Raw genomic sequence first — 26,421 nt, 5'->3', positions numbered from 1 at the left:
AATAAAAGCCGTAAACATCTATTTACGGCTTTTGTTTTTAAAACTATTTTATACTGTACAGCGAACCATTTTTAATGGTTTTTTTATCCAGTTTTCCTTTTCGTAACAATTCTTCGAGAATGATCTCAGCATCTTTAACAGATATATCCTGAATAACTGCATATTCTTTTGGAGCCAGTGTTGGGTAAACTTCAAAAAGAGACAAAGTATTTTTATTTTCAAACTTTTTCTTTTTGGCATCAGGAACCAGGACAAGCAGGGCATTTTCGTAAGAAGCATAAGGTTTAGAGCCATAAACCGTTAATTGATTGTTATTGCCGTCAGAAAAATAAAAAGTCGGGAAACCTCTTACATTCAGATTTTTGGCCATATTTAAATCATTTCGAAAAAGCTTTACGGCATCAATTTCAAAATCTTTTTTCAGTTTTTCGGTATCCAGATCTGCCACTTTAGCTGCCTCGGCAATATTTTCCCATTTCGCAATATTTTTCTTTTCGAGATACAATTTCTCACGCAGAATCCGCATAAAATGTATCGCCTTTTGTTTATCCTGCATCTGCGCCGCCTTCATGGCAATACAAGACGGATAAGAAGAATCCAGCGGATCTTCAAGCCAGACATCGCCATCAATAGGCATTTCATAATGCAAACTGGCTTCGTCCCAATGATGCGCTACGTCAGATGGTTTACTGATTCCGCCGCTGTTGTAACTCCAATCCGGCAGTAAACCGCCCATTCTGTAATCAATTTCAAAATAATCACCATATTCCAGTTTTAATTTTCGAAGCTGAGGCTCAATTCCCCAGCATGAAGAACAAATAGGATCAGTATAATAAATTATTTTTACAGGTTTATTTTCTGTTTTAATAACCGTTTTTTCGTTTGATATTTCACCCGCCGGCATTTCGCACATACCGTTTACAGGATCACACAATAACGGATTTGTTTTGTTTTCGTTCATTTTCGAATTATTTTGCGACTGGCAGTTTGTACTGCAAATCAAGATTAACAACAGCGGCAGTATTTTCATAACAACTGTTTTATTTACACTTAGTTTTTTATTTTTACGCAAAGTTCGTCCGTATTTAATCACAAGTCAATTAGTCTAAAAAAGATGACTACAGAAAACAGCTCCCCAAAAAAGAACGAATGTCCGGCTCAGGGACTTCTAAAATTATTATCAGGTAAATGGAAACCACAGATTTTTCTTTTGGCTGAAGCCGGCCCGTTACGCTTTAACGGACTTTTGAGAGACATTAAAGGCGCAAACAAACAATCTATTTCTACTGCACTGCGCGAGCTTGAAGAATTTGGACTTTTAGATAAAAACATTATCAAATTAAAACCGCTCCATATAGAATACACATTATCTGAAAAAGGAAAATCGCTTATTCCGGTATTTAAACAGCTTGAATTTTTTTCTGAGAATAATTAAGATTGTATTATCAATCATAAAGTAATTGCAATCTTACAAGGAATTATGTATTTTCACATTTCGTAAAATATATAAGCCTGCACCATGATTGAGATACATAAAAAAGAAGATATTCTGATTCCGTTTGACAAAATTGGAGATCCGGACTGGAAAATAAATACTAAAAAAATTATCGAAGCCATTGCTGATAATTTTGGAGACGATTTAAAGAAACCTGTTTCAAAAGAAGAAATTCTGGCACTCGAAACAAAATTAGGAACTGCATTACCAGAAAATTTAAAATTATTTTACGAAACATTTGGAATCGCTGATATTGGCGAACAGCTTCAGGACTTTGAAGAAGTAGACTGGATAAAAGATATTTGGTTAGATGCACCGCAATATGGTCCGGATTTTACCGAAGAAGATAAATTACTTTTGCCATATTTAATTTCTTTCAGCGATTATTTGGGCAATGGAAATATGTTTTGCTTTCACAGCGAAACAAAAGAAATCTATTACTACGACCACGACGACAGACCTTACTGACTAAATTTTTTGATACCGTTGATGACTATTTAAAAGGCTGTTTAATTTTTGCCCAAAATGATTTTTCTGATGATAAAGAAATTGATAATTGGACAGAAGAAATTGTTATAGGCCTGCTGGACGAAAAAACGGTTAAAAAATGGAGATATTAATCTCTTAATAAAAGAAGACTTTACAATGAATTATATACAAAAAATAAAACGCCTTTACGGACTTTCTGAAAAGGAAAACTACGGATTTTCTGAAGATGAAATCCTTGCAGTTGAAAAAGATTTAGAAATTACATTTCCGAAAAAACTCAAAGAATATTATCTGGAATTAGGAAAAGAAGAAAACCTCAATTACGCACATAACCGACTAATGAAACCCAATGGAGAAATTGAATTCTCTGAAGATGATGTTCTGGTTATTTATGAAGAAAATCAGGTTGTGGCGATGTGGGGAATTAAAAAAGACGATTTAAAACTGGATAATCCCCCGGTTTACGGAAGTTACGATACCATCGAACAAACAGATTGGGAAGTTGAAACCCAGACTACAGATAATTTCTTTCTGTTTATGGGCGTATATAACGGAACTTTAGGCGGACTGAAATACAATGGAAATTATATAGGTCCAATAGACTCAGAAATTGTAAAATTTGTAGAAGAAAACTGGAAGCCTGCACCCGAAATAAGCAGAGACAATCAAAAAGTATATACAAACAATTTTTATGATGTAATTAGTTTGTCATTCGATCAAAATAAAAATTGTACTGCTGCTTTTATCGGAACCAGCGATCAAAATCGTTTTGACGAAATTCTGGATTGTATAGACATCGATTGGTCTTACCTTTCGTATGATGACGACGAAGCTTATGACGATGAAGAAAATGAATAATTATGTGGTTCAGTAAATTTAGCTTTTTCGATAAACAGTCCGGTTTAACAGAATTGGTTTCAGACGATTTCTTTACAAAACCATTTTCAAAACAAGAATTTGAAAACTTTCCTGATATCAACAGTTTGTATCCAAACGGAAGAGATCCAAAACATTTTCCTATTCCACATCAGCTTAAACTTCCCAAAGAATATATTGAGCTTTTGCAATATTCAAACGGCGGAGGCATTATAAACGGCGAACGTGAATTTGGTTTTTTCTCCTTAGAAGAAATTCGGCAGATGTATATAAATTACGGATTCCCTATTTGGGCGCCTGCATTTCTGCCAATAGCATTTAACGGCGGCGGAAAGTTTTATGCTTATGATCTTAGAGAAAATAATGGTTTCCCGATAATTTTGGTTCCGGCGGGAAATCTGGGATATGATCACGACTGCTGGGTATTTTTAGGAAATACACTCGAAGAAGTTTTGAGCAAAACCACCAATGTCGAAGATGAACTCGATATACTTTATCCTGAAAAAGAGCTTTCAGAAAAAGAGCTTAGAAACCGTGAACTTCGCTTAGAATTAAAAGAACTGGAAGAGAATAAAGCAAAAATTGACTTAAAAACGTATCTGCTTTCAAAAAAGCGAATAGAATCAGATTTAAAGAAATTACAAGAAAACGAATAAAACTATAATGAGAGAATTAAATTATTTAGTAAAAATTGAAGGAAACGAAGCCCTTTTAGAAAGATTCATTAGCGCTATAGAAAACGGAACGGTTAAAGTAGATAAAGCTTATCCAAATCCTTATTTGCTGGATACGGGAGAAAAATTCCTTCTTGATAAAATTATTGAATATTTTTTCACAACCAGAGCTTTCTCAAAAGACCAGTATATTGCTTTTTTTGAAAAATTAAGAAAGTTAAACGGATTTGATAGTTACTATTATTCGCTTGGAAAACAAACTGAAGAACTGGTTTTTAATACTTTTGAAAGAGTTAAAAAAGGCAAATACAAGATTTTTATTCCTAAAACAGAAGAAAAACATTCTCAGCCAGACTTGTCAGAAGATCAAAAAGAACTCTTAAGCTTTTTATGTTATTTAGCGGTTTCTCATATTAAATATGGACCAAGTTATGCCTCGGTTACAGCAAATGAATATTTTGATATCGTAATTGAATTAGGTTCTGATGAAGTAGAAAAACTTAAGAAATTTGGAACAGGAAAACTCCCAAAAGAACTGACAGATTATAAAGACAGTGATTTTACAGCTAAAGCTAATGATGTTTTTGCCACGATAAATATCAAGCTCAATAATGAAACAGAAGAAAGTTATGGTAAAGCATTGAGTTTTGTAAATGCGCTTCTAAAATCTGATTTTCCTAAGAGTTATGAAATAGCGTTTTCATCAAAAAATAAAGAACTGCTTCCTGTAAAAGGGCTTCCAAAATGCGGACAGAACTATCTGTTTGCAGAAGCAGTTAAATATCCAAACCTTCATAAAAGCATTTTAGAATACATTAATCTTTCGAAAAAAGAATACGAATGGTACAATAACCTCGAAGATGAAAATTGTGCCATGCCTTCGACCTTTGCCGTTTTTGCTTTAGGATTGCAAGACGAAAAATATTTTGAAACACTCATCGATTATTATCAAACTGTAGATGAAGAACACCAATCGATTCAGGCAAAATTTACTCCGGCATTTTTAGAAAAATTCGGCGTAACCGAAAAGTCAATTCGTGTATATATTAATGCATTGTTGTCAATGCAGGAACATCCGCATAATAAAGCCTTTATTCCGTATTTTGCTGCTGAAAACAGTTTGAAATTATTATTAGACAGCAAAGAAAATTTTACAGCTTATTATTTTACAGATCAAGATATAAAAGAGTATTCAGACAGTGGAAACGATACGCAGGAAATGGCAGATTACTGCTGGGGAAGTATTATGTATACCACTTTTGGAAAAAGTAAAGGTTTCTCCAAAATTGTAAAAGAATTAAATGAGGAGCAAAAAGCACTTTTTGAGAAATTGTTATAAAATAATGTTCCGCTAGGAACATCTCGTCGGTAAATTAAATATTTCGTTGGGAACATCATATAGGAAAAAAAAAACGTATCGAAAATGTTCCTCTAGGAACATCTCGTCGGTAAATTAAATGTTCCGTTGGGAACATCAGATAGGAAAAAAAACGTATCGAAAATATTCTGCTAGGAACATCTCGTCGGTAGAAAAATAAAATAATTTGCGATGATTTTACGTTCCGTAGGAACGTTTGATTAGCATCAATTGAATATTTATTATGGCAAATACATATACACAGCTGCATGTTCAGTTTGTTTTTGCAGTGAAATATAGAAAAGCATTAATCACAAAAGATTGGAAGGAAAGATTACATCAATATATAACTGGAATAATTCAGAGTAATCAACACAAAATGCTATGTATAAACAGTATGCCCGATCATATCCATATATTTATAGGTATGAGGCCCACACAATCTATTTCGTCACTTATTCAGAATATCAAAACAGAAACAAGCAAATGGATTAAAGAGCAAAAATTATCATCATATTTTGCGTGGCAGGAAGGTTATGGTGCTTTTTCTTATTCCAGAAGTCATGTTCCTAATGTAATTCGATATATACAAAATCAAGAAGTACACCATACAAAAGAAACGTTTTTAGAAGAATATCAAAAGTTTTTAAAAGCATTCGAAGTAGAATATGATGAGCAGTATATTTTTAAAGAACCTATAGATTAGTGATTTCAAACGTTCCTACGGAACGATATGAACCTAAGCATTTATTGGTGTTACCAACGATATGTTCCTAACGGAACATAAGATTATATATCTGTTTTAAAAAATGTTCCATTAAGAACATCATATATAGAAAAAGCATATCGAAAAATGTTCCGTTAGGAACATCTCGTCGGTAGATCAAATGTTCCATTAAGAACATCATATATAGAAAAAGCATATCGAAAAAATGTTCCGCTAGGAACATATCGTCGGTAGATCAAATGTTCCATTAAGAACATCATATATAGAAAAAGCATATCGAAAAATGTTCCGTTAGGAACATCTCGTCGGTAGATCAAATGTTCCATTAAGAACATCATATATAGAAAAAGCATATCGAAAAATGTTCCGTTAGGAACATATCGTCGGTAGTAAAATCATTAAATAGAAAAAATGTCAAACGCAGAAAGCATTATAAACGAAATAGACACGTTTTTAGATAAATTTTCATTAAAAACAAACAAACTGACCAAACAAGATTTGATTAGTTTTATTGAAGAAAAATGGGCAGAAGCCGATGATGAAAAATACAATATTTATCAGGCCTATATCATTACCGGAAGAATGACCAATGAATATATCTGGGCAAAAGATTTCCCGAACATGAAACGCTGGCTTGATATGAATGACCGTCATGCAGCTTCGGGCAGAAACGAACCTTATATTCGAAATTATTACAAAGGACAATGCTGTTTAGAATGTGGTAACGAAGAAAAAGCGTTAGAATATTTCAATTTGTGTTATAATGAAAATCCCGATTATATATTTACAAGAGCACCTTTTTGTTATGAATTTTTCAATAAACATTTAGAAAATCCGCGTGAACTTCCAAAACAGGAAGAAGTTCAGGACGATTATTTCGAATGGGTTGAATTAGGAGAATGGCAGTCATTTTTTAATGAAGAAGAACCGGAAATACAATGTGAAATATTATTTGATGATGACGAGGAAGAAGAATTCAGGGAAGAACACGAAAACGGAATCGACTATCTTGAAAACAACCAAACCGAAATACTGGAAAGTATTATAACAGAATTACTAAAAGTATATCCCGACTGGCAGAAAGATTATGGTTACAGTGAAGAAGACAAACCTGATTTTATGCCAGATGTAACGAATATAAAAGGTTTTGCAAATCTGATATCGCCAACAGCGATTTATGTCACATCTGTTTTTAAAGACGATCTGCCGTACATTGGTTTTCTTTTCTCCTGTTCATGGGACAGCGAACACGGCTTGGGCGTGATGACACATAAAAACAGAATTGTTGAAATAGGAGGTGCCGATACCGCATTTTTAACCTGGATTGCCGAAAAGGATAATAATAAAAGCAAATAAATTGACCATAAAACTAAACCAAATGAAAAAAGAAACATTTGATATAATAGAATTACGTCCGGCGACCAAACATTATTATGGAGACAGTTTAAAAATGCCTGAAATTCTGTTAGAAGATGGATTGCTGGTAAAAGCAAGCACGTTAGATATTCCGTTTGGGCATTCCCGCTATGGCGGACCAATTGCTGATCTTCCAAAAGATTTCGAATACCCAGATGAGCTGCGTTTTGCTGCTCAATTGGATTTAAAACAAATTGCGCCACATGATAAATTGGGACTTTTGCCTAAAACCGGACATTTATTCTTTTTTGCTGATATCATGGAAGATAAAGGCCTGGCAGTATATGCAGATGTTGACAACAGTGAATTGGTGAGAGTGGTTAAAGATCATGAAGACAACTTTTTTGAAGGCGTATTGATAAAAGAAGTTTTTGCCAATACTGAAAATCTTTCAAATCGTTACCGTGAACCAGAATACGAAGATGAAGAAGAATATACAAACGAAGATGGTTTGTTATGGGATTATTTTGAAGGAAGTGAAACCTCTAAAATATTCGGAATTTTTACACATTGCCAGTATCAGGAAAATCAGATATTAGAAATAGTAAATTCAGACAAAATAGTGCTTTTGCAGATAGGAGAAAACGGATTTAATGACGAAGGTGTTTTTAGTGTTTTAATTGATAAAAATGATCTTAAAGCCCTTAAATTTGATAACTGTGAATTCTACTGGGGACAATCATAAAAATGGCTGTAAGTTCCATTATCTGTATACGTCCAAAAAAACTCTAATCAATTCGAAATAATTAGATAAAAAATAAAAATAAAGCGATCATGATTAAAGATCTAGGACATGGTTATAAAATTATAGACAACAAATTTATTCTTTGTTATGAAAGCGAAGTGTTTAAAAAGTTTTACAAAACGATTGATTTTGAAACTTTTAAAATAACAGTCACAAACGCAGAATATGACAATGATGGTTTTGCATCTACGATTTATTTTACAGATAAAAACCATGTTTATATTCAAAGCGCTTTTACCGCTTTTGCGATTCTTGAAGATGCAAAATCTAATGATTTTAAAGTAATAGATATTAAAAAAGGATATACATTTTCAAATGGAAATTATTATCGGCATGATGATAAGATGCCTTTTGATCTGAGTAAAGCCAAACACCTCAATAATTATCACATTCAGGTTGAAGATCAATTATATTTTGGAGACGTAAAACTGATTGAAAATGTCGATTTAGAGTCATTTACAATTCCGCATCCGGATTTAATTGGAAATATGGCTTTAGATAAAAATCATGTTTTTTTCAAAGGAAATATAGTTCCAGAAGCCAATCCAAATGCATTTAAAGTTCTGGAAGGCTGTTTAGACGGAACTTATTATTTAGAATGCGATAATGTTTTTTATGCCAAAGATGATAAATATGCTTATTACATCAGAACAATCAATGAGGAAGTAAAAGTTATAAAAACCAAAAGCCTGAACGATTTTCATTTTAAAGTTATTGATGAAAGAGGATATGCTTTTGATAAGGAATACAGTTATTATATGGGAAAAAGAACTAAAATCTAAAAACAATGACGGTATATAAATTCGACGAAGTACTAAATGACCTAATGGATTATTTTATTCTGGGCGATCCAGATTATCTGCTTCAATATAAAATAGAAAATGACCTGCCGGATGATCTGCTGACGGAATTCACAACAGAAGAAACCGGAGATCAGGTTGTAGAAGAAGGCGTAATTGTGCCAATGATAGGAATAGAAAATTATCCTTATACCGTTTATTTTAATTTATCAGATGAAACACCAGAGTTGTTAAAAGCAGAAAATGAAGTACAGCACCAGCGTGACGGATATTGTTTAAAAGTTGCGAATGGCAGAATCTACCTGTATACGATTCCGTATTTGAGAGATTTTACAGAAACCAAAGTCGGGTTATTAAAGAAATACAAACACGCGTCAATTGAACTGCCAAACGGCTGGTATTCGGTTACTATTCTGGCCGGATTAACCAAACAGCTTTTAGAAGTAGAAACGGTTTCGGGAAAAATAGAAGAATTTGAAAGCATGGAACCTACTTTTGAATTTGTGCTAAAACCTTCTGCTGAAAAACCAGAGTATACAGCTGATTTTACGTATCCATTTAAAGTTGAAGTAGATGAATAGACAGATCCCAATTGAAGAACTGAATCAGAATACTTTTTTCTGGAAATTTTATTTCTGCTGGTCAAGAGGTTATGATGAAAAACAAGAAATAAATATTGATGAGGTTCTGGAAGTTGTAGAAACGGATGAAACAAAAGCTTATGAGTGGGAACACGTATTTTTTAATCAGAATGATATAGAAGAAAACCCAAGATACATCGCAGAAAAACTGACAGATGATTTAAATTATGCTGTTGAATTTCAGGAATATGAAATCAACTTTTTTCTAAATGATATTTACATTGGCAATTTAGGCGGACATTTTGAAGCCTGGTTTTTTACATTAGATGAATTATTGGCCTTTGAAAAATATCCTTCATTATTTTTGCTTTTTCTTCCTATTACAGGAATTACAGAAAATCAGAAATCTATTTTAAAACCCATAATCGCAAAACATCTGAGAGAAATTCCAAAATTTGAAACACATTCGGATTATATCGCAGATTGTATTTTAAATGGTTTAATTATGGAATCTCCATTTCAACAAACAGAAGAAATTGGGTTAACCAATAATCAAAATCATAGCGTGAGAAACATAACAGCATATCCGCGCTATAAAGAAGATGTAATAGAATTGAATAAAAAATTGGTTTCTTTTAAAAGATAAAAAATTAAAATGTGCCGAGCCTACGGCTCTCTTTTTGTTTGCGGTTTTATGACGCTGGATTAAAATCCAACGCTGCAATATAGTTCGAACCGTTAGTTCTTTTGTTTTAAATTTTTAAAATTCCGAAGCAACGATTTATAAATCTTAATGACTTAGAATCTTAGCTCCTTAGAACCTCAAAAAAACTCCATTAAACTTTTATTAACAAAAAGTAAGATTTCATTAGTTTATATTTGTAAGGCACAAATTAATCCTAAAGCATTGTACCTCATGAAAATCAAGTCTTTTTTGTATCTATTTCTGTTTGGTGTTTTTTCGATTTCGGCTTACAGTCAGAATGTGAAGCTGTTAAACATCGATCAGCTGAACGAACGAATTAAAAATGGAAAAGACAGCACGTATGTTGTGAATTTTTGGGCAACGTGGTGCGCGCCATGCATTAAAGAACTGTCGCATTTTGAAAAGCTAAGCGCCGAACACAAATCAGAAAAACTGGCTGTTTTATTAGTAAGTTTGGATTTCAAATCAAAGCTGGCATCGAATGTAGTTCCGTTTGTAAAAAGAAAAAACCTTAAAAACGAAGTATTTCTTTTAAACGAAAGCAGTCCGCAGGAATTTATTGATAGAATTGATCCAAACTGGTCAGGAAGTATTCCGGCAACACTTTTCATTAAAAACGATAAACGAAAATTTGTAGAAAGCGAATTTACATACGAACAATTATTAACTGAATATAAAAAACTGTAAACCATGAAAAAAATAATCTTATTACTAACATTGGCATTTTCTGCCTTTTTAGCTCAGGCTCAAACAGGAACAACACTTAAAGCCGGAGATACTGCACCAGATTTTAAACTGAAAAATGTAGACAACAAAGAAGTTTCTTTTGGGACTTTTAAAGATGCAAAAGGTTATATCGTAGTTTTTACCTGCAATACCTGTCCTTATGCAGTAGGTTACGAGCAAAGAATTATCGATTTAGATAAAAAATTCAAACCACAAGGATATCCTGTAATTGCAATTAATCCAAACGATCCTGAAGCTTCTACAGCAGATACTTTCAGTAAAATGCAGGATTTGGCAAAAGAAAAAAAATACCCTTTCCCATATTTATTTGATCCGGGACAAAAAATTACAGACGAATACGGAGCAAAACGCACACCGCACGTTTTCATTGTTTCTAAAACAGCAAAAGGAAACGTAGTAGAATATGTAGGCGCTATCGACAACGATCCGGAAGGAACAAAAGCCGATAAGGTAAAATATGCAGAAGATGTAATTGCATCTTTAAAAAGCGGTCAAAAGCCGGCTGTAACACAAACCAAAGAAATTGGCTGTACAGTAAAAAGAAAAGCGAAAGCTTAATTACCAGAATTTAATTTGTTAAAACGCCTCAGGATATGAGGCGTTTTTTTATATAATCGTTTCGTTGATTTTCTGCTCTTTAAGTTCCAGTTCGGCAATAATCTGCCTTTTCATTGTAGTGTGAATATAATCTTTTGCCTCTGCATAAGAAATATCATATTTTCGCAGAATGTCCTGCAGATGTTCCGGAAAATCAGCCAGCAGTTTGTCATAATAAACATTCAATTGGTGCTGGTCAGGCATTTCAAATTGCAGCTTAATTTGAAATCTGCGCAGTAAAGCCGTATCAATACTGTTGTAAAAATTGGTAGCACAAATCAATAAACTGTCTGTTGGGAAATAATCTATAAGCTGAATAATAGTATTTACCAAACGTCTCATTTCGGCAACATCTTTGTCGTCGCTTTCACGGCTTTTTCCAATCTGGTCAAATTCATCCAGAAATAAAACCGCTTTTTCACGAATTGCTTTGTCGAAAATCGTTTTTACGTTTTTAGAAGTTTCCCCAATTTTAGCATTAATTAAAGTGCTGAGGTTGATAATGACAATGTTTTTATTTAAAGCCGTTGCAATTGCCTTTGCCGTTGTTGTTTTACCGCAGCCCGAATGCCCGTGAAGCAGTATTTTATTATCAACTTTTAAATTGTACTTTTTTAATTCCTCAAGATATTTATGCTCCTTTATGGTTTGAAGAAGGGCTGTTTTATTTTCTTCGCTGAAAAACAGATCATCGAGTGCAACTTTTTCAGTATCGTTTACAACAAGTTCGTACAGATTCATTTGAGATTTTATTTGGTGCAAAATTAGGTTTTATTCTGCAATATTTTCGTTCCAGATTTCTTTGCCTAAAAAGCGGTTTCCAAAAATTGAAGTTCCCACTCGAACAATGTTTGAACCTTCGGCTATAGCCAATTCTAAATCCTGAGACATTCCCATTGAAAGTTTTAAATTGCTTAAACCTTCAATTTCTGCCTCATAAATCTGATCTCTTATTTCTTTAAGCAGATGAAGCGACGGACGCATTTTTTCTTTTTCAACATCTAATAAACCAATTGTCATCAAACCTTTGATTTTTAGAGTATCATATTTCTTGATTTCTTTAATAAACGGAATTACTTCTGTTGGAGAGAGACCGAATTTACTTTCTTCAAAAGAGGTATTAACCTGAACAAAAACAGCAATGGTCCGGTTTTCTTTCTGGAGCTGTTTGTGTAATTCTTCTGCCAGAGTTAATCGGTCAAGAGATTGAATACAGCTTACGTATTTCAAAACCTCTTTTACTTTATTTGTCTGCAGATGACCAATAAAATGACGTTCGATATTCAAATTTTTTAATTCTGAATCCTTATCCCGAAATTCCTGCATTTTATTTTCGCCAATTAAATTTTCTCCGGCTTCAATAGCAATTCGTATTTTTTCGGCAGGAACCGTTTTGGTTGCCAATAATAACTGAACATCTGCTGTATCTCTTCCCGAAGCTTTACAGGCTTTTTCGATACGATCGTGAACCTGCTTTAAATTATAAATAATATCCTCTTTCATAATGAGCAAAGTTAAAGGTAAAGTGGATTGTAAAAAAGATCCAGTTTTTTCTATATAAAGTAGTCCAGATAAATAAAAGAACCAGACCAGAAAACGCCCAAAAATGAAAAAACTGGATTATTTAATGGTTAGGTATCCTGCCTAATTTTGTCTCGGCAATAAAGTCAAATTAAAATCAAATCAAATGAGTAAATCAATTTTTTATCACGCAGGTTGTCCAGTTTGCGTAAGCGCAGAACACGACATTTTAAATTTAGTTAAAGATGTTGAAGTAGTAAACATCGGTGAAGACAGATCCCGAATTGCGGAAGCTCAAAAAGCGGGTATAAAATCAGTTCCGGCTTTGGTAACGCCAAACGGAAATGTGCTGCACATTAATTTTGGTGCTTCTATAGAAGAAGTAATTGGGTAAATATAAACGCCTCTTTGGAGTTTTTTCAAAGAGGTTTTATAAACTTTAATTTTAAACAAGGATTTTTTTAAACACATAGAGACATAGATTTTTTTTTCTTTTATAAAGAGTAAAAAAGAAACTAGTTTCTAACACATAGTCCCGATAGCTATCGGGATTTGTTCAAACAAGTGAACCGCCTTTTACTAAGTTTTAAAACTATGTTCCTATGTGTTTAAAAAATATAACAATAAATAAAAAATAAAAATGAAAGTAGCAGTATGGGATACTTATGTAACCCGAAAAGACGGTAAAATAATGCATTTTGATATTTTGGTAGATGAAAATACAGACGATGCAAATCAGGTTTTTGAATACGGAAAAGAATACCTAAAAACAGTTTTACAGGAAGGTCAGCATTTGACCTCAAAAGAATGCCGATTTTGTCATATCGATAAAGCGCCTGCAGATATTGAAAATCAAATTCTTAAAAACGGATTTTCGATTATTGAAATGGAAAACTGTTATTAATTTTTCGTTTAGAATTATTAATTCGACAGGCTGAAAGTGTGGGGACTTTCAGTCTGTTTTATTTGCTGTAATTATGAAAGACATCTTCAATTTAGAAACACAAAACAATAATCTGGACGGGAAAATTACAGCCGGATTCGAGCGTTTGTCTCAGGTTTTCAGGGTTTTGCTTTGGGAAAAAGCCAAAAAACATGATCTAAGCCCAATACAAATTCAGGTTTTAATATTTATAAAACATCACGCAAAAAATAAAGCAACCGTAAGTTGTCTGGCAAAAGAATTCAATTTAACAAAAGCCACCATCAGTGATACAATTAAAATTTTGGAACAAAAAAAATATATTACAAAAACGGTAAATGCCAACGATTCCAGAAGTTCTATAATCGAGCTTACAACAAACGGTTTAGAAATGGTGCTTTTAACCGAAGATTTTACAGATCCGTTATTTGATTTAGTTTCGGCAGGTTCTCAAAAAGAGAAACTGGTTTTATGGAAAACTATAAGTTCTTTGATTCAGCAATTGCAAGATTTACAGCTTATAAATGTACAAAGCACTTGTTATAACTGCGTTTACTTTGTAGAGAAAAACGGAAGTAACTTTTGTAAATTATTAGATGTAAAACTAGAAACAAGCGATATAAGACTGGATTGTTTCGATCATAAACCGGTTCGGTTATAAATATTTTGAAAGTGCTAAAATGCCTTCTTCCATTTGTTCTTCAGTTAATGAAGCATATCCCAGACGCAGACCGGAAGCCGGATTTCCAAAACTGAATTTTTCCGGACTTATTATTTTTATTCCTTTTTTTAATAATTCATTGCAGACTTTTTGAAGGTCAATTTCTGACTTTGGAACAATCCAAAAAGCCAGACCGCCTTCGGGTTTAGTAAAAGTGATTTTGTCTTTTAAATGAAGTTTACATAGATTTTCAAAATGATCTCTTTTGGCTTTGTAAATTAAATTCGTTTTTTTGAGATGCCTCTTAATTTTTCCTTCGTTTATAAGATTTAAAACAGCTTCTTCCATAATGTTATCGCCCTGAACGTCTATTATTTTTCTATGCTGGGCAATTTTTTGTATGTTTTCAATAGAAGCGGCCAAATATCCAATACGCAGAGCAGGAGCTACAATTTTGCTTAAAGTGCCAATATAAATGAAGTTTTTAGCATTACTGTAACTTGAAATTGGCAGAATTGGTCTTTGCCCGAAATGAAATTCATTATCATAATCGTCTTCAATAATCGTAAATCCGTATTGATTGGAAAGTTCAATAAGTTTTAATCTCTTTTTGAGACTCATTGTAACGGTAGTTGGAAATTGATGATGAGGCGTAACGTAAATCGCTTTTATGGCTTTATTGTTTTTAAGATGATTTTCAACTTGTTCTAAATCTAAACCATCTTTTAAAATATTCACAGGAAGCAGAGCCGCGCCGGCATTTTCAAAAGCTTCCCACGCAGGTTTGTATCCAGGATTTTCAATAATAACATAATCTCCTTTTAAAAGTAAACAATGCGCTGCGAGATACATCGCCATTTGACTTCCTCGTGTTATACAGATTTCATCCAGAGAAACATTCATTCCTCTTTTAAAATTCAGCATTTGCACAATCGCTTTTCGAAATTCAGCATTTCCCAATTCATTGCTGTAACCCATAATCTGCCAGCGTGATTTTCTGTTGAATATTTCGCGGTATGCGCGTGCGAGATCGTTCATAGGAGCGAGACGGCTGTCAGGAAGTCCATCATCAAAAACAAGATGCGGTTTAGGGTTTTCGACTGTAATACTGGCTTTGGTTTCTGTTTTCTTATTGAAATTGGTTTCAGGAAGAATATCGGCAATAAAAGTACCTTTTCGATCTACAGTAATCAGCCAGCCTTCGGCAATTAAAACATCTAAGGCTTCGATTACCGTGTTTCGGTTTACATTTAATAATCCTGCCAGCTGACGGCTTCCGGGCAAAGCATTCCCGCTGGTTAATTTACCGGATTTTACCGCATTGATTATAGCATCGGCAATTTGCAGATAAAGCGCTTTGTCTGATTTTTTATCTAAATGAATTTCAAATTGCCAAGGTCGTAACATCTGGTCTGTCTTTTTGTGTTGAAATTGAATTAAGGAGACAGACCAAATTTACAAAAGCTTTTATAGAATTGAGGTTATTTCTTTTTTAATTTGGCTTTAAAAAAGTCAATAGTTCTGGTCCAGGATAATGTGGCGGCTGCTTCATCATATCTTGGTGTAGTATTGTTATGAAAACCGTGATTTACGTTTGGATAAAAGTAAGCGGTGTTTTCGACTTTATTTTTATTTAAAACTTCCTGATAGGCAGGCCAGCCTTCGTTTACGCGCGTATCTAAACCTGCATAATGCAAAAGAGGCGGTGTTTTAACTTTTTCAGCTTCCTCTTTAGTCGGCTGTCCGCCATAATATGGGACTGTAGCTTTTAAATCCGGAATTTTTACGGCCATCATGTTCGAAATCCATCCTCCAAAACAAAAACCTACAACGCCAACATAGCCGTTACAGTCTTTGTGTGATTTAAGATATTCGTAAGCGGCGATAAAATCTTCGAGCATTTCTTCTCTGGTTCGCTTTTTTTGCAGTTCTCGTCCTTCATCATCATTGCCTGGATAACCGCCAAGCGGAGACAAAGCATCGGGAGCGAGTGTTATAAAACCTTTAAGAGCAGCTCTTCGGCCTACATCTTCAATATACGGATTAAGTCCGCGGTTTTCATGGACTACAATTATTCCGGGAAGTTTCTTTTTGCTTTCAGCAGGCTGTGATAAAAGACCTTTTATAGATCCGCCTCCTTTTGGAGAATCATAATTAATATAACCTGTTTTAAGTCTTGGATCTGTTGGCTGAACCAAAATAGTGTCGACATAATTTGGCGTCATAAAACTTAAAAGCGAAGGCAGTGTAAGTGATCCTACGGCAAATATGGAGAGTTTTTCTACGAATTGTCTTCGGTTAATTTTATTGTGCGCATAGTCATCATACAAATCAAATACTTCCTGACTAATGTCTTCTTTGGTTATTTTGTTATCCATGGTTTTAATTTTTTGGAATAACTAATTTAGGGAATAAAAGTGAATTGTGATTGGTGATTAGTGATTAGTGATTAGTGGTTAGTGATTAGTGATTAGTCATTAGTGATTAGTCATTAGTGATTAGTCATTAGTCATTAGTGATTAGTGATTAGTGATTAGTCATTAGTGATTAGTCATTAGTGATTAGTGATTAGTGATTAGTGATTAGTGATTAGTTGTTAGTGATTAGTTGTTAGTGAATGGTTTCACTGCAAAGACTGAAAACTGTGACTGCCACTGTGACTAAAGATTACGACTGCAACTGTGACTAAAAACTGCGACTAAAAACTAAATTTTATTAGCTAGAAGTTCTGTTAGCAGAATATTTATGTTAATGGATGCACAGGCAATTCCTTCATCGGCGGCGCCGTAATAAATATAAAGTTCTTCATCGTCGAGAATAGTTCCTGTTGGAAAGCAGACGTAATTGACATAACCTTTGAGTTCCCAAGGCTGATCTGGAACAAACAGCGGATAGGGCAGACGTGCAATTTCTTTTGTTGGGTCGTCAATATCCAAAAGTGCGGCACAGGCTACATACATATATCCGTTGATAGTATCATGAACGCCATGATAAATTAAAAGCCAGCCGTGTTCTGTTTCTATTGGCGGCGCGCCATTTCCTAAATAACTTAGTTCGTGTGTAAATTTTGGATCGAGTACAATATGGTTTTTAAAATCCAGCATGTAATTTTTCCAATAGTCCTGATTTAATTCGTCAAGATTGTTGACCGAAGCAATTTGAATTCCGGGACGAATTCGATGCAGGAAATGAAGTTTTCCGTTTATTTTTCTTGGAAAGAAAACCACATTTTTATCCCATACATAACTGCTTCCTGTACTTGGCTGAAAATATTTGATATTTAAATCCTGCTGGTGTTTTATAAGCGAACGCAATTCATCGCCTGATAATTGAGGAACGACAATGCCGTGTTTGGTAAAGTTTTTTAAATCTGAAGAAGTTGCTACACATCCAAATGCATTTTCGCCGTCGTAACCACAATACGAAAGGTAATAAAGATCATCAATTTTGACAATTCGGGGATCTTCAACACCGTATTTTTCATTGGGAGTTTCGGGAACTATGACTGGATGTTCATATCGTTTTTCGATAGTTAAAGGATCAGAAAGACGGCAGTATCCAATTGTGGAATGATTTCCTAAAGCAACAGCTCTGTAAAAAATATGTATTTTTCCATCTGCAGCAATAACTGCTGGGTTTAAAACGCCTTCGATTTCAAAATCTAATTCGGTTTTAGTGATAATTAATCCATGTTTATGTATCATAAAGCTGTTTTTTTTAGATCATTCCAATAAAATTAATGAAATAGACAATAACTTGATTTACATAACATTCTGAAATTCTTTCATAATTCCGAATAAAAAAAAGCCTGCAGTAAACTACAAGCTTTTTAATTTTTTCATGAATACTGGAAAAACTTCGTTTAATTCATCAAATAATGGATTGTTTCGGTGTTTCAGTTTTATTTCGCTGAACAATTTTAACCCAAGAGCAAATTGTGTTGCTTCATACGGATTTTCGAATATGTTTTTGTCTTTTATTCTTTGGATGATTCCAAAAATTTCATCGTGATTATCAAATTCAATTCCGAGTTCTTTTGCCGGTTCGGTATCACCATTTGCATATTCCTTTAGGCTTAATGTCAAATAATATTTGTTTGATCTTTTTTGCATGATACTAAAATTTTCAATTTTACTTTAACCATTTATCTACAATGGTTTTAAACGTTTCTTTGTATTGTTCTCCTACTGTAATTTCTGTTTTATCTATAAAAATAGAATTCTTGCTTATGGCGTTTATTTTATCAAGTGAAACAATGAATGATCGATGAACACGCATAAATTTCGCTGACGGTAATTTTTCTTCTAAGGCTTTTAAGGAAATCAAAGAAAGTATTGCTTTTTGATTGTCATCTAAATGAACTTTTACATAATCTTTTAAACTTTCGATATATAAAATTTCTTTTAGAGAGATTCTAACCCATTGATATTCTACTTTTAAGAAAATAAATTCATCATCGGCTGTAATGGGCTGGAAGTTGTTTGATGCTTCTTCGGTTATTTGAAGCACTTTATTTGCAGCGCGTAAAAACTCTTCGTAGCTGAAAGGTTTTAAAAGATAATCGACTGCATTTACCTTATAACCTTCAATTGCATAGTGATTGTAAGCGGTAGTAAAAACGATTTTAGGCACTTGTCCCGGCTGTTCCTGCAAAAGTCTTGCGAGTTCCATTCCCGTTAAATTGGGCATATTGATGTCCAGAAAAACCAAATCCGGCTGTTTTTCTCTGATTAAACTCATCGCTTCAACCGCATTATCGCAGCTGGCGCTCAATTGCAAAAAAGGAGTCTGGTCAATAAAAGTTTCGACCAGTTTTAATGCGAGAGGTTCATCATCTACTGCTATACATTTTAATGTTGTCATTATTCTAAATTTATTTGCAGCTGTACATTATACATACCGTTTTTAGCGATACCTGCTATCAGAGTATGTTTATGCGGATAAATTAAATGCAGTCTGCGTTTTGTATTTGTTAACCCAATGCCGCCTTCATCTGTAGTAGACGTTTTTTCGAAATAGGTATTTTCTACTTCAAATTCCAGATTGCTTCCGTTTTGTCTCAGTTTAATATGAATTTCACTTTTATCGGTAGCATGAATGCCGTGTTTAAAAGCATTTTCTACTAAAGGTAATAATAACATTGGAACAATTGGGTAATCGTGTATTTTTTCTGGAATATCGGTTGTAATCGTCAGTTTTTTATTGGCACGAAGTTTCATAAGGGCGATAAAATCTCTCATAAACTCGGCTTCTTTTAATAAAGTTGTTCTCTCTTCGGTGCTGTACAATAAATAGCGCATCATTCGGCTTAAAGTATGAAGCGCATTTCTGGAATCTTCAATATCTGTATAAGTAAGCGAATAAATACTGTTTAAGGAATTAAAGAAAAAGTGCGGATTAATTTGTGCTTTCAGCATAGCCAGTTCGGCAACTGTTTTATCCTGCTCCAGTTTTTGTTTGTGCTGTGCGGCTTTCTGCCAGTATTGTAACATTGCCCAGCTCGTGCTGATTCCTAAAACCAATAAAGTGAGCATTAAAACATAATTGTCGAAATAGGGATTTCTATATTTTTTGAATCCTAAAACCAAGCTTATTTTATTATGAAGATCAGTCTGCGAAGTATAAAAATAGGCAATAAGCTGCATGACAAAAACAATAATAAATGCCCAGATTAAAAACGGAGAAGTATTGTCTTTTATAATGGTTTTGGGAACTATGATTTTAGCATTAGTATAAAAAATAATGATTAACAAAATCAATATAATAATCTGCCAAAGCCAGAAAATACCAGGAAGAATTACATTCCAGGTTAAGGGCATGTAAAACAGCATGATAAATCCCAGTAATAACCAGCTTAGAATATGCAGTCCGGTAAAAAAATAAGGTCTGTAAACGTTTGATGCCATTACAAGTTTTGTGTTTTATTGACAATATTACATTTTATTTAAATGCAATTTTGAAGCAATCGGCAAATAGAGAATTACAGTCTGTAAAAACCATTTTAGAGCCGACGAGTTCAAAATTAAACGCTTGTTTAATTTTGAAATAGAAACCATCGGGTGTAAAATCATCTTTATCGATTGTCTTTTGCTTTTCGTCTATTTGAAATTTTTTGTATGTTATATTTTATTTCTTTTGTTGTCATATAATCGATAATTACATATTATTTCTAATGAATAAGCAATCATTTTTAAGCATTCTCGCAGCATCAGTTATTATCGCATCATGCGGTAAAAATGATAAATCGGCTCAGGCCGGAGGAGCACCGCAGGTTAAAGAGTATAAAACGCTGACTTTACAGCCGGAATCTGCTACATTAAACAGCGATTATCCAGCCAGTATTCAAGGACAGCAGAATATAGAAATCCGACCAAGAGTGGAAGGTTACATCGATAAAATTTTTGTAGATGAAGGTGCTGTTGTAAAAGCAGGACAGCCGTTATTCAAAATCAGCGCGCCAGAATATGAGCAGCAAGTTCGTACAGCAACAGCAAGTATTAAAAGTGCTCAGGCTGATTTGAGTTCTGCAAAACTGGCTGTAAACAAAGTAAAACCTTTGGTTGAAAAAGGAATTATAAGTAAATACGATTTAGAATCGGCACAATATACTTATGAGTCTGCTTTAGCATCTTTAGCTCAGGCAAACGCAGCTTTGGTAAATGCTAAAACTAATTTAGGATATACTACGGTTACAAGTCCGGTTAATGGAGTTGTAGGTTCAATTCCGTTTCGTTTAGGAAGTTTAGTAAGCTCAAATACAGCTGAACCTTTAACAACGGTTTCAAGTATTGGAAACGTATATGCTTATTTTGCTTTAAATGAAAAAGCGCTTTTAAATTTCACTAAAGATTCAGGAGCTTCATTAAACCAAAAATTAAAAAGCATGCCGGCAGTTTCTTTATTGCTTTCAGATGGTTCTGCTTATGATCAAAAAGGAAACATAGAAACCGTAAACGGATTAATCAATACTGAAACAGGTACTGTAAACGTAAGAGCTCGTTTCCCAAATCCAAAAGGAATTATTAGAAGCGGAAGCAGTACTACAGTAAGAATTCCAAAAGAAGTAAAAGACGGAATCATTGTTCCTCAAAGTGCAACATTTGAACTTCAGGATAAAATGTTTGCAGTAGTTTTAGGAAAAGACGGAAAAACAAGAAATGCTAATATCACAGTACTTGAAAATACAGCAGGAAACTATTACGTAGTAACAAGCGGTTTAAAACCTGGAGACGAAATAGTTTTAGAAGGAGTAGCTTCTCTAAAAGAGGGATCTGAAATTAAAGCTAAAAAACAAAGCCCGGAAACAGTTTACGCCGATTTAAAATAAAAGAAATGTTTAAAAGATTTATACAAAGACCCGTACTCTCGACGGTAATATCTGTTATTATCGTTATTTTAGGTGTTTTAGGCCTAATAGAGTTACCGATTTCACAATATCCGGATATTGCACCGCCAACGGTAAACGTGGCAGCAAGTTATACAGGAGCCAATGCTGATGTGGTACTGAAAAGTATTGTAATTCCGCTTGAAGAGCAGATTAATGGTGTAGAAAACATGACTTACATGACTTCTACAGCAACAAATGATGGAAATGCTTCGATCAAAGTTTTCTTTAAAGTAGGAACCAATCCTGATTTAGCAGCGGTAAACGTTCAGAACAGGGTTTCAAGAGCAACAAGTTTACTGCCTGTAGAGGTAACTCAGGCCGGGGTTACAGTAACCAAAAGCCAGAGTAGTAACTTATTGATTTTCTCTTTATACAGTGATGATAAAGCATACGATCAGACGTTTCTTCAAAATTATGCCAAAATCAATCTTGTGCCGCAAATCCAGCGTGTAGTTGGGGTAGGAGATGTAACGGTTTTTGGTGCAAAAGATTACTCTATGAGAATCTGGCTGAAACCAGATGTAATGCAGCAATATAAGCTGATTCCAAGTGATATTTCGGCTGCTTTGGCAGAACAGAATATTGAAGCTGCACCAGGTAAATTTGGTGAAAACGGAAATCAGGCGTTTCAATATGTAATTAAATACAAAGGACGTTTAACATCGGCTAAGGAATTTGAGGAAATTGTAATTAAATCAGTTGGAAATGGGCAGATGCTTCGACTTAAAGATGTTGCTAAGGTAGAATTAGGATCTTTAAGTTATGCTTCAACGATTAAAACAAACGGTGTAGAATCGGCAGCGATGGCTATCAGCCAGACTCCGGGATCGAATGCACGTGATGTAATTATCAATTCTAAAAAACTGATTGAAGAAGCAGCAAAGAGTTTCCCAAAAGGAATGAAATATACCATTATGGTTGACGTTAACGAAAACCTTGATGCATCTATTGAAAAAGTAATTCATACTTTGATTGAAGCCTTTATACTGGTTTTTATTGTAGTATTTATTTTCCTTCAGGATTTTAGATCAACCTTAATTCCGGCAATTGCAGTTCCGGTTGCGATTGTAGGAACGTTCTTCTTCCTTAATTTATTTGGATTTACGATTAACTTATTGACACTTTTTGCGATGGTACTCGCAATTGGTATTGTGGTCGATGATGCGATTGTGGTCGTCGAGGCGGTGCACGCCAAACTGGACCACGGTTATAAATCGGCCAAGAAAGCTACAATACATGCGATGAACGAAATATCGGGGGCGATTATATCAATCACGCTTGTAATGGCTGCGGTTTTTATTCCGGTAACTTTCATTACCGGATCAACCGGAGTTTTCTACAAACAGTTTGGTATTACACTGGCTGTTGCGATTATTCTTTCGGCAGTAAACGCCTTGACTTTAAGTCCGGCTTTATGTGCCCTGCTTTTAAAACCGCATGGTGAGGATCATGAACATAAGACTACTTATTTACAAAGGTTTTATACGGCTTTTAACGTTGCGTTTGATAATGTAACAGGAAAATACAAAAGATCAGTGCAGTTTCTTTCGGTTAAAAAATGGATTGCTTTAGCTTCTATTGTAATTGCAGGTGTTGCATTGGTTTATATGATGAAAACGACACCGTCTGCATTCGTTCCTTCAGAAGATCAGGGAACTGTTTTTGCCAATATCAGCTTACCGCCGTCTGCTTCTATGGAACGTTCAGATATCATGGCCAAAAAAGTAGACAGTATTGCTAAAACTATTCCGGGAGTTAAAAATACACTTCGTATCGTGGGGCAGAACTTTACTGCTGGAGCGGGTAGTGCTTACAGTATGGTAATTGTAAAATTATACCCATGGGATAAGCGTGATTTAAGTGTTGATGATGTAATTGGACAGCTTTTTGCAAAAACAAGCGGTATTCGTGAAGCTAATATATTCTTTATTTCGCCGCCAACTATTCAAGGTTTTGGACAAAGCGGCGGGTTCGAATTCCAGTTACAGGATAAAGGAGGACATACAACTGCTGAATTCTATAAAGTAAACAATGAATTCCTTGCTAAATTAGCCGAACGTCCGGAAATACAATATGCAACAACACCATTTAACCCTGGTTTCCCGCAATATATGATGGATGTTAATTTGGCGAAAGCCAAAGATGCAGGAGTTTCGGTAAATACGATTTTATCGACTATGCAGGGATATTATGGTGGATTGTATGCTTCGAATTTCAATAAATTCGGTAAGCAATACCGTGTAATGGTTCAGGCTGCTCCAGAATTTAGAGCTAATACAGAAGGATTAAATAAAATTTTCGTTCGTAACAGTGCTGGAAACATGGCTCCAATTACAGAGTTTGTAAAAATGACGAGGGTTTTTGGTCCTGAATCGATTTCAAGATTTAACTTGTTTACCTCTATTTCGATTACCGGAGCGCCAAAACCTGGTTACAGTTCTGGAGATGCAATTAAAGCAATTCAGGAAGTAGCTGCAGAAAACCTTCCTGCAGGTTATGGATATGAATTTTCAGGTTTAACACGTGAGGAATTAGCTTCTGGAGGAGAAACGATTTTCATCTTTATTTTATGTTTGGTTTTCGTTTATTTCTTATTGAGTGCGCAGTACGAAAGTTATATTTTACCATTTGCGGTATTATTCTCGATTCCGTTTGGATTAGCAGGAGCGTATTTATTCTCGATTATTTTCAAGCTGAACAGTAATATTTACCTTCAGATTTCCTTAATCATGCTTATCGGACTTCTTGCCAAGAACGGTATTTTGATTGTCGAATTTGCTTTAGACAGAAGGCGTAAAGGCCTGCCAATTGTACAAGCGGCAATTGAAGGTGCCGTAGCGCGTTTAAGACCAATTTTGATGACTTCGTTTGCCTTTATTCTTGGACTTGTGCCTTTAATGTTTGCTACTGGGGCAGGTGCCGTTGGTAACAAATCGATTGGTACTGGAGCAGTTGGAGGTATGTTAATTGGAACCATTTTAGGAGTATTTGTTATTCCGGTTTTATTTATCATTTTCCAGACTTTACAAGAAAAAGTAAGCGGTCCGGCAAAAGACGGTTATGATGATGATGACGATGATGAGGAGGAAATTCAGTTAATAGAAGCTCACAAAGAGTAAAATTTAATTAAAAAGAGATGACGAATAGTTCAAATAAATATATTCTTATGGTAATTGCAGCCGCGCTTTTAAGTGCGTGCTCCATTACCAAAAAGTACGAACGTCCAGCAGCACTCTCGACAGACAAGCTGTATCGTGATGAGGCTTCTGCCGATACGACTACGATTGCTGATATGCCGTGGCAGAGTGTTTTTAAAGATGAAAAGCTGAATGCTTTAATCCAGAAAGGATTAGATCAAAACCTGAACCTGAAAAATGCTATTGAAAATATAGTACAGGCAAGAGCTTCATTGCGTCAGAGTAAATTGGCTTATTACCCAACCTTACAGCTGGATGCAAGTGCAACGCACACGAAACAGTCAGAAGCGGGGCTTAACTTTCCTGCCGGAATTAATATCAATACCCTGACTACAACTTATAAATTAGGTGTAAGTACGTCTTGGGAAGCTGATATCTGGGGAAAACTAAGCAGTTCTAAAAGAGCCGCTTTAGCTAGTTATTTGGCCACAGATGCTGCCAAACAAGCCATTCAGACACAATTAATTTCTGACATTGCCAATAATTATTTTATGCTTTTGGCTTACGATAAATCGTTAAAAATCACTCAGGAAACATTAGAAAGCCGTATTAAAAATGTTGAAACGATTAAAGCTTTAAAAGAAGGAGCAATTGTAACAGGAGCGGCAGTTGTACAGAGTGAAGCCAATCAGCATGCAGCAGAAGTTTTGATTCCGGATTTAAAACAAAGTATCCGCGAAACCGAAAACGCTTTAAATATCTTATTAGGGCAAGCTCCGGGACCAGTTGACAGAGGAGAATTAGGAACTCAGGTTATTCCGGAAAACATTGCTGTTGGAGTACCTTCACAGTTATTAGAAAACCGTCCTGATGTTCGTCAGGCTGAATTTAATTTCAGAGTAGCTTTTGAATCTACAAATCTGGCTAAAACCTATTTTTATCCAAGTTTAACGCTTACGGCAAGCGGCGGATTTTCGAATTTAGAATTAAAAGATTTCTTTACTAATTCTATTTTTTATTCTATTATTGGAGGATTAACGCAGCCAATTTTTAATCAGGGTAAAAACAAGCTCAGATTAACAACAGCACAGTCACAACAATTACAAGCTTATAATAATTTCCAGCAAAGTCTTTTAACAGCGGGTCAGGAAGTTTCTAATGCTTTGTATTCATACCAAATGGCTGTTGAAAAAGAAGATTCAAGAAAAAAACAAATTGAAGCTTTAGAAAAAGCAGTCGATTTTACACAGCAGCTTCTGGAATACAGTTCAGCAACAAATTATACAGACGTATTAACTTCTGAACAAAATTTACTGGCAGCACAGTTAAGCGGTATTAATGATAATTTACAAAAATTACAAGCCGTTGTAAACTTATATAGAGCTTTAGGCGGAGGATGGAAATAAATATTTTCCTATAATAATTAACGTTGGTCGTTAAAAATATAACCTTGGTCTAAATAATAATTTAATACTAAAAATTGTATTTAACTTTGAATTGTTAAGATTACGATTATCCGCCATTCAGTTAAGTTTAAACATGACTAAAAACGCCTCAGCAATGAGGCGTTTTTAATTTTAAAT

28 protein-coding genes are annotated in these 26,421 nt (G+C 34.4%); 19 read left to right on the top strand and 9 right to left on the bottom strand.

The window, feature by feature from the left end; genetic code table 11:
* Window positions 1-43 precede the first annotated feature (43 nt).
* The gene (locus PQ462_RS14315; RefSeq protein ID WP_274250489.1) at window positions 44-961 is read right to left on the bottom strand and encodes a DsbA family protein; all 918 of its coding nucleotides are present in this window, start codon (window positions 959-961) and stop codon (window positions 44-46) included.
* Window positions 962-1,114: 153 nt separating this feature from the next.
* Between PQ462_RS14315 and PQ462_RS14310 the strand changes: the two genes are divergently transcribed.
* The 13 genes from PQ462_RS14310 to PQ462_RS14250 all read left to right on the top strand — a co-directional run bounded on the left by PQ462_RS14310 (window position 1,115) and on the right by PQ462_RS14250 (window position 11,171).
* Entirely contained in the window at window positions 1,115-1,435 is a 321-nt protein-coding gene (locus tag PQ462_RS14310; RefSeq protein WP_012026132.1) for a winged helix-turn-helix transcriptional regulator, read from the top strand.
* A gap of 84 nt (window positions 1,436-1,519) precedes the next feature.
* Window positions 1,520-1,963 (top strand): SMI1/KNR4 family protein, encoded by a 444-nt coding sequence (locus tag PQ462_RS14305; RefSeq protein WP_274250488.1) that lies wholly within the window; start codon window positions 1,520-1,522, stop codon window positions 1,961-1,963.
* Window positions 1,964-2,140: 177 nt separating this feature from the next.
* Complete coding sequence (locus PQ462_RS14300; protein ID WP_274250487.1) at window positions 2,141-2,842, top strand: SMI1/KNR4 family protein; 702 nt, start codon at window positions 2,141-2,143, stop codon at window positions 2,840-2,842.
* Window positions 2,843-2,844: 2 nt separating this feature from the next.
* On the top strand, window positions 2,845-3,516 hold the full coding sequence (locus PQ462_RS14295; protein WP_274250486.1) for an SMI1/KNR4 family protein: 672 nt from the start codon (window positions 2,845-2,847) through the stop codon (window positions 3,514-3,516).
* Window positions 3,517-3,523: 7 nt separating this feature from the next.
* Window positions 3,524-4,873, top strand: a complete 1,350-nt coding sequence (locus PQ462_RS14290) for a DUF6138 family protein (protein ID WP_274250485.1) — start codon at window positions 3,524-3,526, stop codon at window positions 4,871-4,873.
* Window positions 4,874-5,135: 262 nt separating this feature from the next.
* Window positions 5,136-5,597 carry an IS200/IS605 family transposase gene (tnpA, locus tag PQ462_RS14285; RefSeq protein ID WP_274250484.1) on the top strand — a complete coding sequence of 154 codons (462 nt, stop codon included), beginning with the start codon at window positions 5,136-5,138 and terminating at the stop codon, window positions 5,595-5,597.
* A gap of 432 nt (window positions 5,598-6,029) precedes the next feature.
* Entirely contained in the window at window positions 6,030-6,974 is a 945-nt protein-coding gene (locus PQ462_RS14280) for a DUF6985 domain-containing protein (protein ID WP_274250483.1), read from the top strand.
* A 22-nt stretch (window positions 6,975-6,996) separates the two neighbouring features.
* Window positions 6,997-7,719: a DUF1963 domain-containing protein gene (locus PQ462_RS14275; protein WP_274250482.1), complete on the top strand. Its 723-nt coding sequence runs from the start codon at window positions 6,997-6,999 to the stop codon at window positions 7,717-7,719.
* Window positions 7,720-7,808: 89 nt separating this feature from the next.
* A complete protein-coding gene (locus PQ462_RS14270) occupies window positions 7,809-8,561 on the top strand; it encodes a DKNYY domain-containing protein (RefSeq protein WP_274250481.1) in 753 nt (250 codons plus the stop codon).
* Between the two features lie 5 nt (window positions 8,562-8,566).
* Entirely contained in the window at window positions 8,567-9,160 is a 594-nt protein-coding gene (locus tag PQ462_RS14265) for a hypothetical protein (protein ID WP_274250480.1), read from the top strand.
* Window positions 9,153-9,806: an Imm19 family immunity protein gene (locus PQ462_RS14260; protein ID WP_274250479.1), complete on the top strand. Its 654-nt coding sequence runs from the start codon at window positions 9,153-9,155 to the stop codon at window positions 9,804-9,806. Before PQ462_RS14265 ends, PQ462_RS14260 begins: the two co-directional genes overlap by 8 nt.
* A gap of 270 nt (window positions 9,807-10,076) precedes the next feature.
* On the top strand, window positions 10,077-10,553 hold the full coding sequence (locus PQ462_RS14255; protein WP_274250478.1) for a TlpA family protein disulfide reductase: 477 nt from the start codon (window positions 10,077-10,079) through the stop codon (window positions 10,551-10,553).
* 3 nt (window positions 10,554-10,556) lie between these two features.
* Complete coding sequence (locus PQ462_RS14250) at window positions 10,557-11,171, top strand: thioredoxin family protein (protein ID WP_121360820.1); 615 nt, start codon at window positions 10,557-10,559, stop codon at window positions 11,169-11,171.
* Window positions 11,172-11,219: 48 nt separating this feature from the next.
* On the opposite strand, the gene PQ462_RS14245 is transcribed toward PQ462_RS14250, so the two are convergent.
* Window positions 11,220-11,951, bottom strand: a complete 732-nt coding sequence (locus tag PQ462_RS14245) for an AAA family ATPase (protein ID WP_274250477.1) — start codon at window positions 11,949-11,951, stop codon at window positions 11,220-11,222.
* A gap of 30 nt (window positions 11,952-11,981) precedes the next feature.
* Window positions 11,982-12,713, bottom strand: a complete 732-nt coding sequence (locus PQ462_RS14240) for a YggS family pyridoxal phosphate-dependent enzyme (protein WP_274250476.1) — start codon at window positions 12,711-12,713, stop codon at window positions 11,982-11,984.
* Between the two features lie 184 nt (window positions 12,714-12,897).
* Between PQ462_RS14240 and PQ462_RS14235 the strand changes: the two genes are divergently transcribed.
* From PQ462_RS14235 to PQ462_RS14225, 3 genes are all read left to right on the top strand, one after another.
* Window positions 12,898-13,125: a thioredoxin gene (locus tag PQ462_RS14235; protein WP_012026115.1), complete on the top strand. Its 228-nt coding sequence runs from the start codon at window positions 12,898-12,900 to the stop codon at window positions 13,123-13,125.
* A gap of 246 nt (window positions 13,126-13,371) precedes the next feature.
* On the top strand, window positions 13,372-13,635 hold the full coding sequence (locus tag PQ462_RS14230; RefSeq protein ID WP_274250475.1) for a DUF2024 family protein: 264 nt from the start codon (window positions 13,372-13,374) through the stop codon (window positions 13,633-13,635).
* A 73-nt stretch (window positions 13,636-13,708) separates the two neighbouring features.
* On the top strand, window positions 13,709-14,314 hold the full coding sequence (locus tag PQ462_RS14225; protein ID WP_274250474.1) for a MarR family winged helix-turn-helix transcriptional regulator: 606 nt from the start codon (window positions 13,709-13,711) through the stop codon (window positions 14,312-14,314).
* Here PQ462_RS14225 and pdxR read toward each other — a convergent pair.
* The 6 genes from pdxR to PQ462_RS14195 form a co-directional block, all read right to left on the bottom strand.
* A complete protein-coding gene (gene pdxR, locus PQ462_RS14220; protein WP_274250473.1) occupies window positions 14,309-15,721 on the bottom strand; it encodes a MocR-like pyridoxine biosynthesis transcription factor PdxR in 1,413 nt (470 codons plus the stop codon). The two genes, PQ462_RS14225 and pdxR, sit on opposite strands and share 6 nt — an antisense overlap.
* Before the next feature lie 74 nt (window positions 15,722-15,795).
* Window positions 15,796-16,692 carry a dienelactone hydrolase family protein gene (locus PQ462_RS14215; protein WP_274250472.1) on the bottom strand — a complete coding sequence of 299 codons (897 nt, stop codon included), beginning with the start codon at window positions 16,690-16,692 and terminating at the stop codon, window positions 15,796-15,798.
* Between the two features lie 327 nt (window positions 16,693-17,019).
* Complete coding sequence (locus tag PQ462_RS14210) at window positions 17,020-18,018, bottom strand: glycoside hydrolase family 130 protein (RefSeq protein ID WP_274250471.1); 999 nt, start codon at window positions 18,016-18,018, stop codon at window positions 17,020-17,022.
* 114 nt (window positions 18,019-18,132) lie between these two features.
* Complete coding sequence (locus PQ462_RS14205) at window positions 18,133-18,426, bottom strand: DUF3861 domain-containing protein (protein ID WP_012026109.1); 294 nt, start codon at window positions 18,424-18,426, stop codon at window positions 18,133-18,135.
* 19 nt (window positions 18,427-18,445) lie between these two features.
* Window positions 18,446-19,177, bottom strand: coding sequence for a LytR/AlgR family response regulator transcription factor (locus tag PQ462_RS14200; protein WP_012026108.1), 732 nt, complete (start codon window positions 19,175-19,177; stop codon window positions 18,446-18,448).
* Window positions 19,177-20,220 carry a sensor histidine kinase gene (locus tag PQ462_RS14195; RefSeq protein ID WP_012026107.1) on the bottom strand — a complete coding sequence of 348 codons (1,044 nt, stop codon included), beginning with the start codon at window positions 20,218-20,220 and terminating at the stop codon, window positions 19,177-19,179. Before PQ462_RS14195 ends, PQ462_RS14200 begins: the two co-directional genes overlap by 1 nt.
* A gap of 266 nt (window positions 20,221-20,486) precedes the next feature.
* Between PQ462_RS14195 and PQ462_RS14190 the strand changes: the two genes are divergently transcribed.
* Genes PQ462_RS14190 through PQ462_RS14180 form a run of 3 tightly spaced genes read left to right on the top strand, consistent with a single transcriptional unit; the run spans window position 20,487 to window position 26,244 of the window.
* Window positions 20,487-21,641, top strand: coding sequence for an efflux RND transporter periplasmic adaptor subunit (locus tag PQ462_RS14190; RefSeq protein ID WP_012026106.1), 1,155 nt, complete (start codon window positions 20,487-20,489; stop codon window positions 21,639-21,641).
* Window positions 21,642-21,646: 5 nt separating this feature from the next.
* Window positions 21,647-24,820, top strand: coding sequence for an efflux RND transporter permease subunit (locus PQ462_RS14185; RefSeq protein WP_274250470.1), 3,174 nt, complete (start codon window positions 21,647-21,649; stop codon window positions 24,818-24,820).
* Window positions 24,821-24,837: 17 nt separating this feature from the next.
* Complete coding sequence (locus tag PQ462_RS14180) at window positions 24,838-26,244, top strand: efflux transporter outer membrane subunit (RefSeq protein WP_274250469.1); 1,407 nt, start codon at window positions 24,838-24,840, stop codon at window positions 26,242-26,244.
* Window positions 26,245-26,421: the final 177 nt, after the last annotated feature.

Origin of the sequence: Flavobacterium sp. KACC 22758, assembly GCF_028736135.1 — a bacterium.
Classification (GTDB): domain Bacteria; phylum Bacteroidota; class Bacteroidia; order Flavobacteriales; family Flavobacteriaceae; genus Flavobacterium; species Flavobacterium johnsoniae.
This window is presented reverse-complemented; position numbering and strand designations above follow the sequence as displayed.

Excerpts from the sequence above, each read along its gene's own strand:
- PQ462_RS14180 (WP_274250469.1), top strand. The coding sequence starts at position 24,838 with ATGACGAATAGTTCAAATAAATATATTCTTATGGTAATTGCAGCCGCG.
- PQ462_RS14190 (WP_012026106.1), top strand. The coding sequence starts at position 20,487 with ATGAATAAGCAATCATTTTTAAGCATTCTCGCAGCATCAGTTATTATC.
- PQ462_RS14280 (WP_274250483.1), top strand. The coding sequence starts at position 6,030 with ATGTCAAACGCAGAAAGCATTATAAACGAAATAGACACGTTTTTAGAT.
- PQ462_RS14205 (WP_012026109.1), bottom strand. The coding sequence starts at position 18,426 with ATGCAAAAAAGATCAAACAAATATTATTTGACATTAAGCCTAAAGGAA.
- PQ462_RS14255 (WP_274250478.1), top strand. The coding sequence starts at position 10,077 with ATGAAAATCAAGTCTTTTTTGTATCTATTTCTGTTTGGTGTTTTTTCG.
- PQ462_RS14195 (WP_012026107.1), bottom strand. The coding sequence starts at position 20,220 with ATGGCATCAAACGTTTACAGACCTTATTTTTTTACCGGACTGCATATT.
- PQ462_RS14290 (WP_274250485.1), top strand. The coding sequence starts at position 3,524 with ATGAGAGAATTAAATTATTTAGTAAAAATTGAAGGAAACGAAGCCCTT.
- PQ462_RS14210 (WP_274250471.1), bottom strand. The coding sequence starts at position 18,018 with ATGATACATAAACATGGATTAATTATCACTAAAACCGAATTAGATTTT.
- PQ462_RS14265 (WP_274250480.1), top strand. The coding sequence starts at position 8,567 with ATGACGGTATATAAATTCGACGAAGTACTAAATGACCTAATGGATTAT.
- PQ462_RS14310 (WP_012026132.1), top strand. The coding sequence starts at position 1,115 with ATGACTACAGAAAACAGCTCCCCAAAAAAGAACGAATGTCCGGCTCAG.
- PQ462_RS14275 (WP_274250482.1), top strand. The coding sequence starts at position 6,997 with ATGAAAAAAGAAACATTTGATATAATAGAATTACGTCCGGCGACCAAA.
- tnpA (WP_274250484.1), top strand. The coding sequence starts at position 5,136 with ATGGCAAATACATATACACAGCTGCATGTTCAGTTTGTTTTTGCAGTG.
- pdxR (WP_274250473.1), bottom strand. The coding sequence starts at position 15,721 with ATGTTACGACCTTGGCAATTTGAAATTCATTTAGATAAAAAATCAGAC.
- PQ462_RS14300 (WP_274250487.1), top strand. The coding sequence starts at position 2,141 with ATGAATTATATACAAAAAATAAAACGCCTTTACGGACTTTCTGAAAAG.
- PQ462_RS14315 (WP_274250489.1), bottom strand. The coding sequence starts at position 961 with ATGAACGAAAACAAAACAAATCCGTTATTGTGTGATCCTGTAAACGGT.
- PQ462_RS14235 (WP_012026115.1), top strand. The coding sequence starts at position 12,898 with ATGAGTAAATCAATTTTTTATCACGCAGGTTGTCCAGTTTGCGTAAGC.
- PQ462_RS14225 (WP_274250474.1), top strand. The coding sequence starts at position 13,709 with ATGAAAGACATCTTCAATTTAGAAACACAAAACAATAATCTGGACGGG.
- PQ462_RS14250 (WP_121360820.1), top strand. The coding sequence starts at position 10,557 with ATGAAAAAAATAATCTTATTACTAACATTGGCATTTTCTGCCTTTTTA.
- PQ462_RS14240 (WP_274250476.1), bottom strand. The coding sequence starts at position 12,713 with ATGAAAGAGGATATTATTTATAATTTAAAGCAGGTTCACGATCGTATC.
- PQ462_RS14260 (WP_274250479.1), top strand. The coding sequence starts at position 9,153 with ATGAATAGACAGATCCCAATTGAAGAACTGAATCAGAATACTTTTTTC.
- PQ462_RS14215 (WP_274250472.1), bottom strand. The coding sequence starts at position 16,692 with ATGGATAACAAAATAACCAAAGAAGACATTAGTCAGGAAGTATTTGAT.
- PQ462_RS14230 (WP_274250475.1), top strand. The coding sequence starts at position 13,372 with ATGAAAGTAGCAGTATGGGATACTTATGTAACCCGAAAAGACGGTAAA.
- PQ462_RS14200 (WP_012026108.1), bottom strand. The coding sequence starts at position 19,177 with ATGACAACATTAAAATGTATAGCAGTAGATGATGAACCTCTCGCATTA.
- PQ462_RS14270 (WP_274250481.1), top strand. The coding sequence starts at position 7,809 with ATGATTAAAGATCTAGGACATGGTTATAAAATTATAGACAACAAATTT.
- PQ462_RS14245 (WP_274250477.1), bottom strand. The coding sequence starts at position 11,951 with ATGAATCTGTACGAACTTGTTGTAAACGATACTGAAAAAGTTGCACTC.
- PQ462_RS14185 (WP_274250470.1), top strand. The coding sequence starts at position 21,647 with ATGTTTAAAAGATTTATACAAAGACCCGTACTCTCGACGGTAATATCT.
- PQ462_RS14295 (WP_274250486.1), top strand. The coding sequence starts at position 2,845 with ATGTGGTTCAGTAAATTTAGCTTTTTCGATAAACAGTCCGGTTTAACA.
- PQ462_RS14305 (WP_274250488.1), top strand. The coding sequence starts at position 1,520 with ATGATTGAGATACATAAAAAAGAAGATATTCTGATTCCGTTTGACAAA.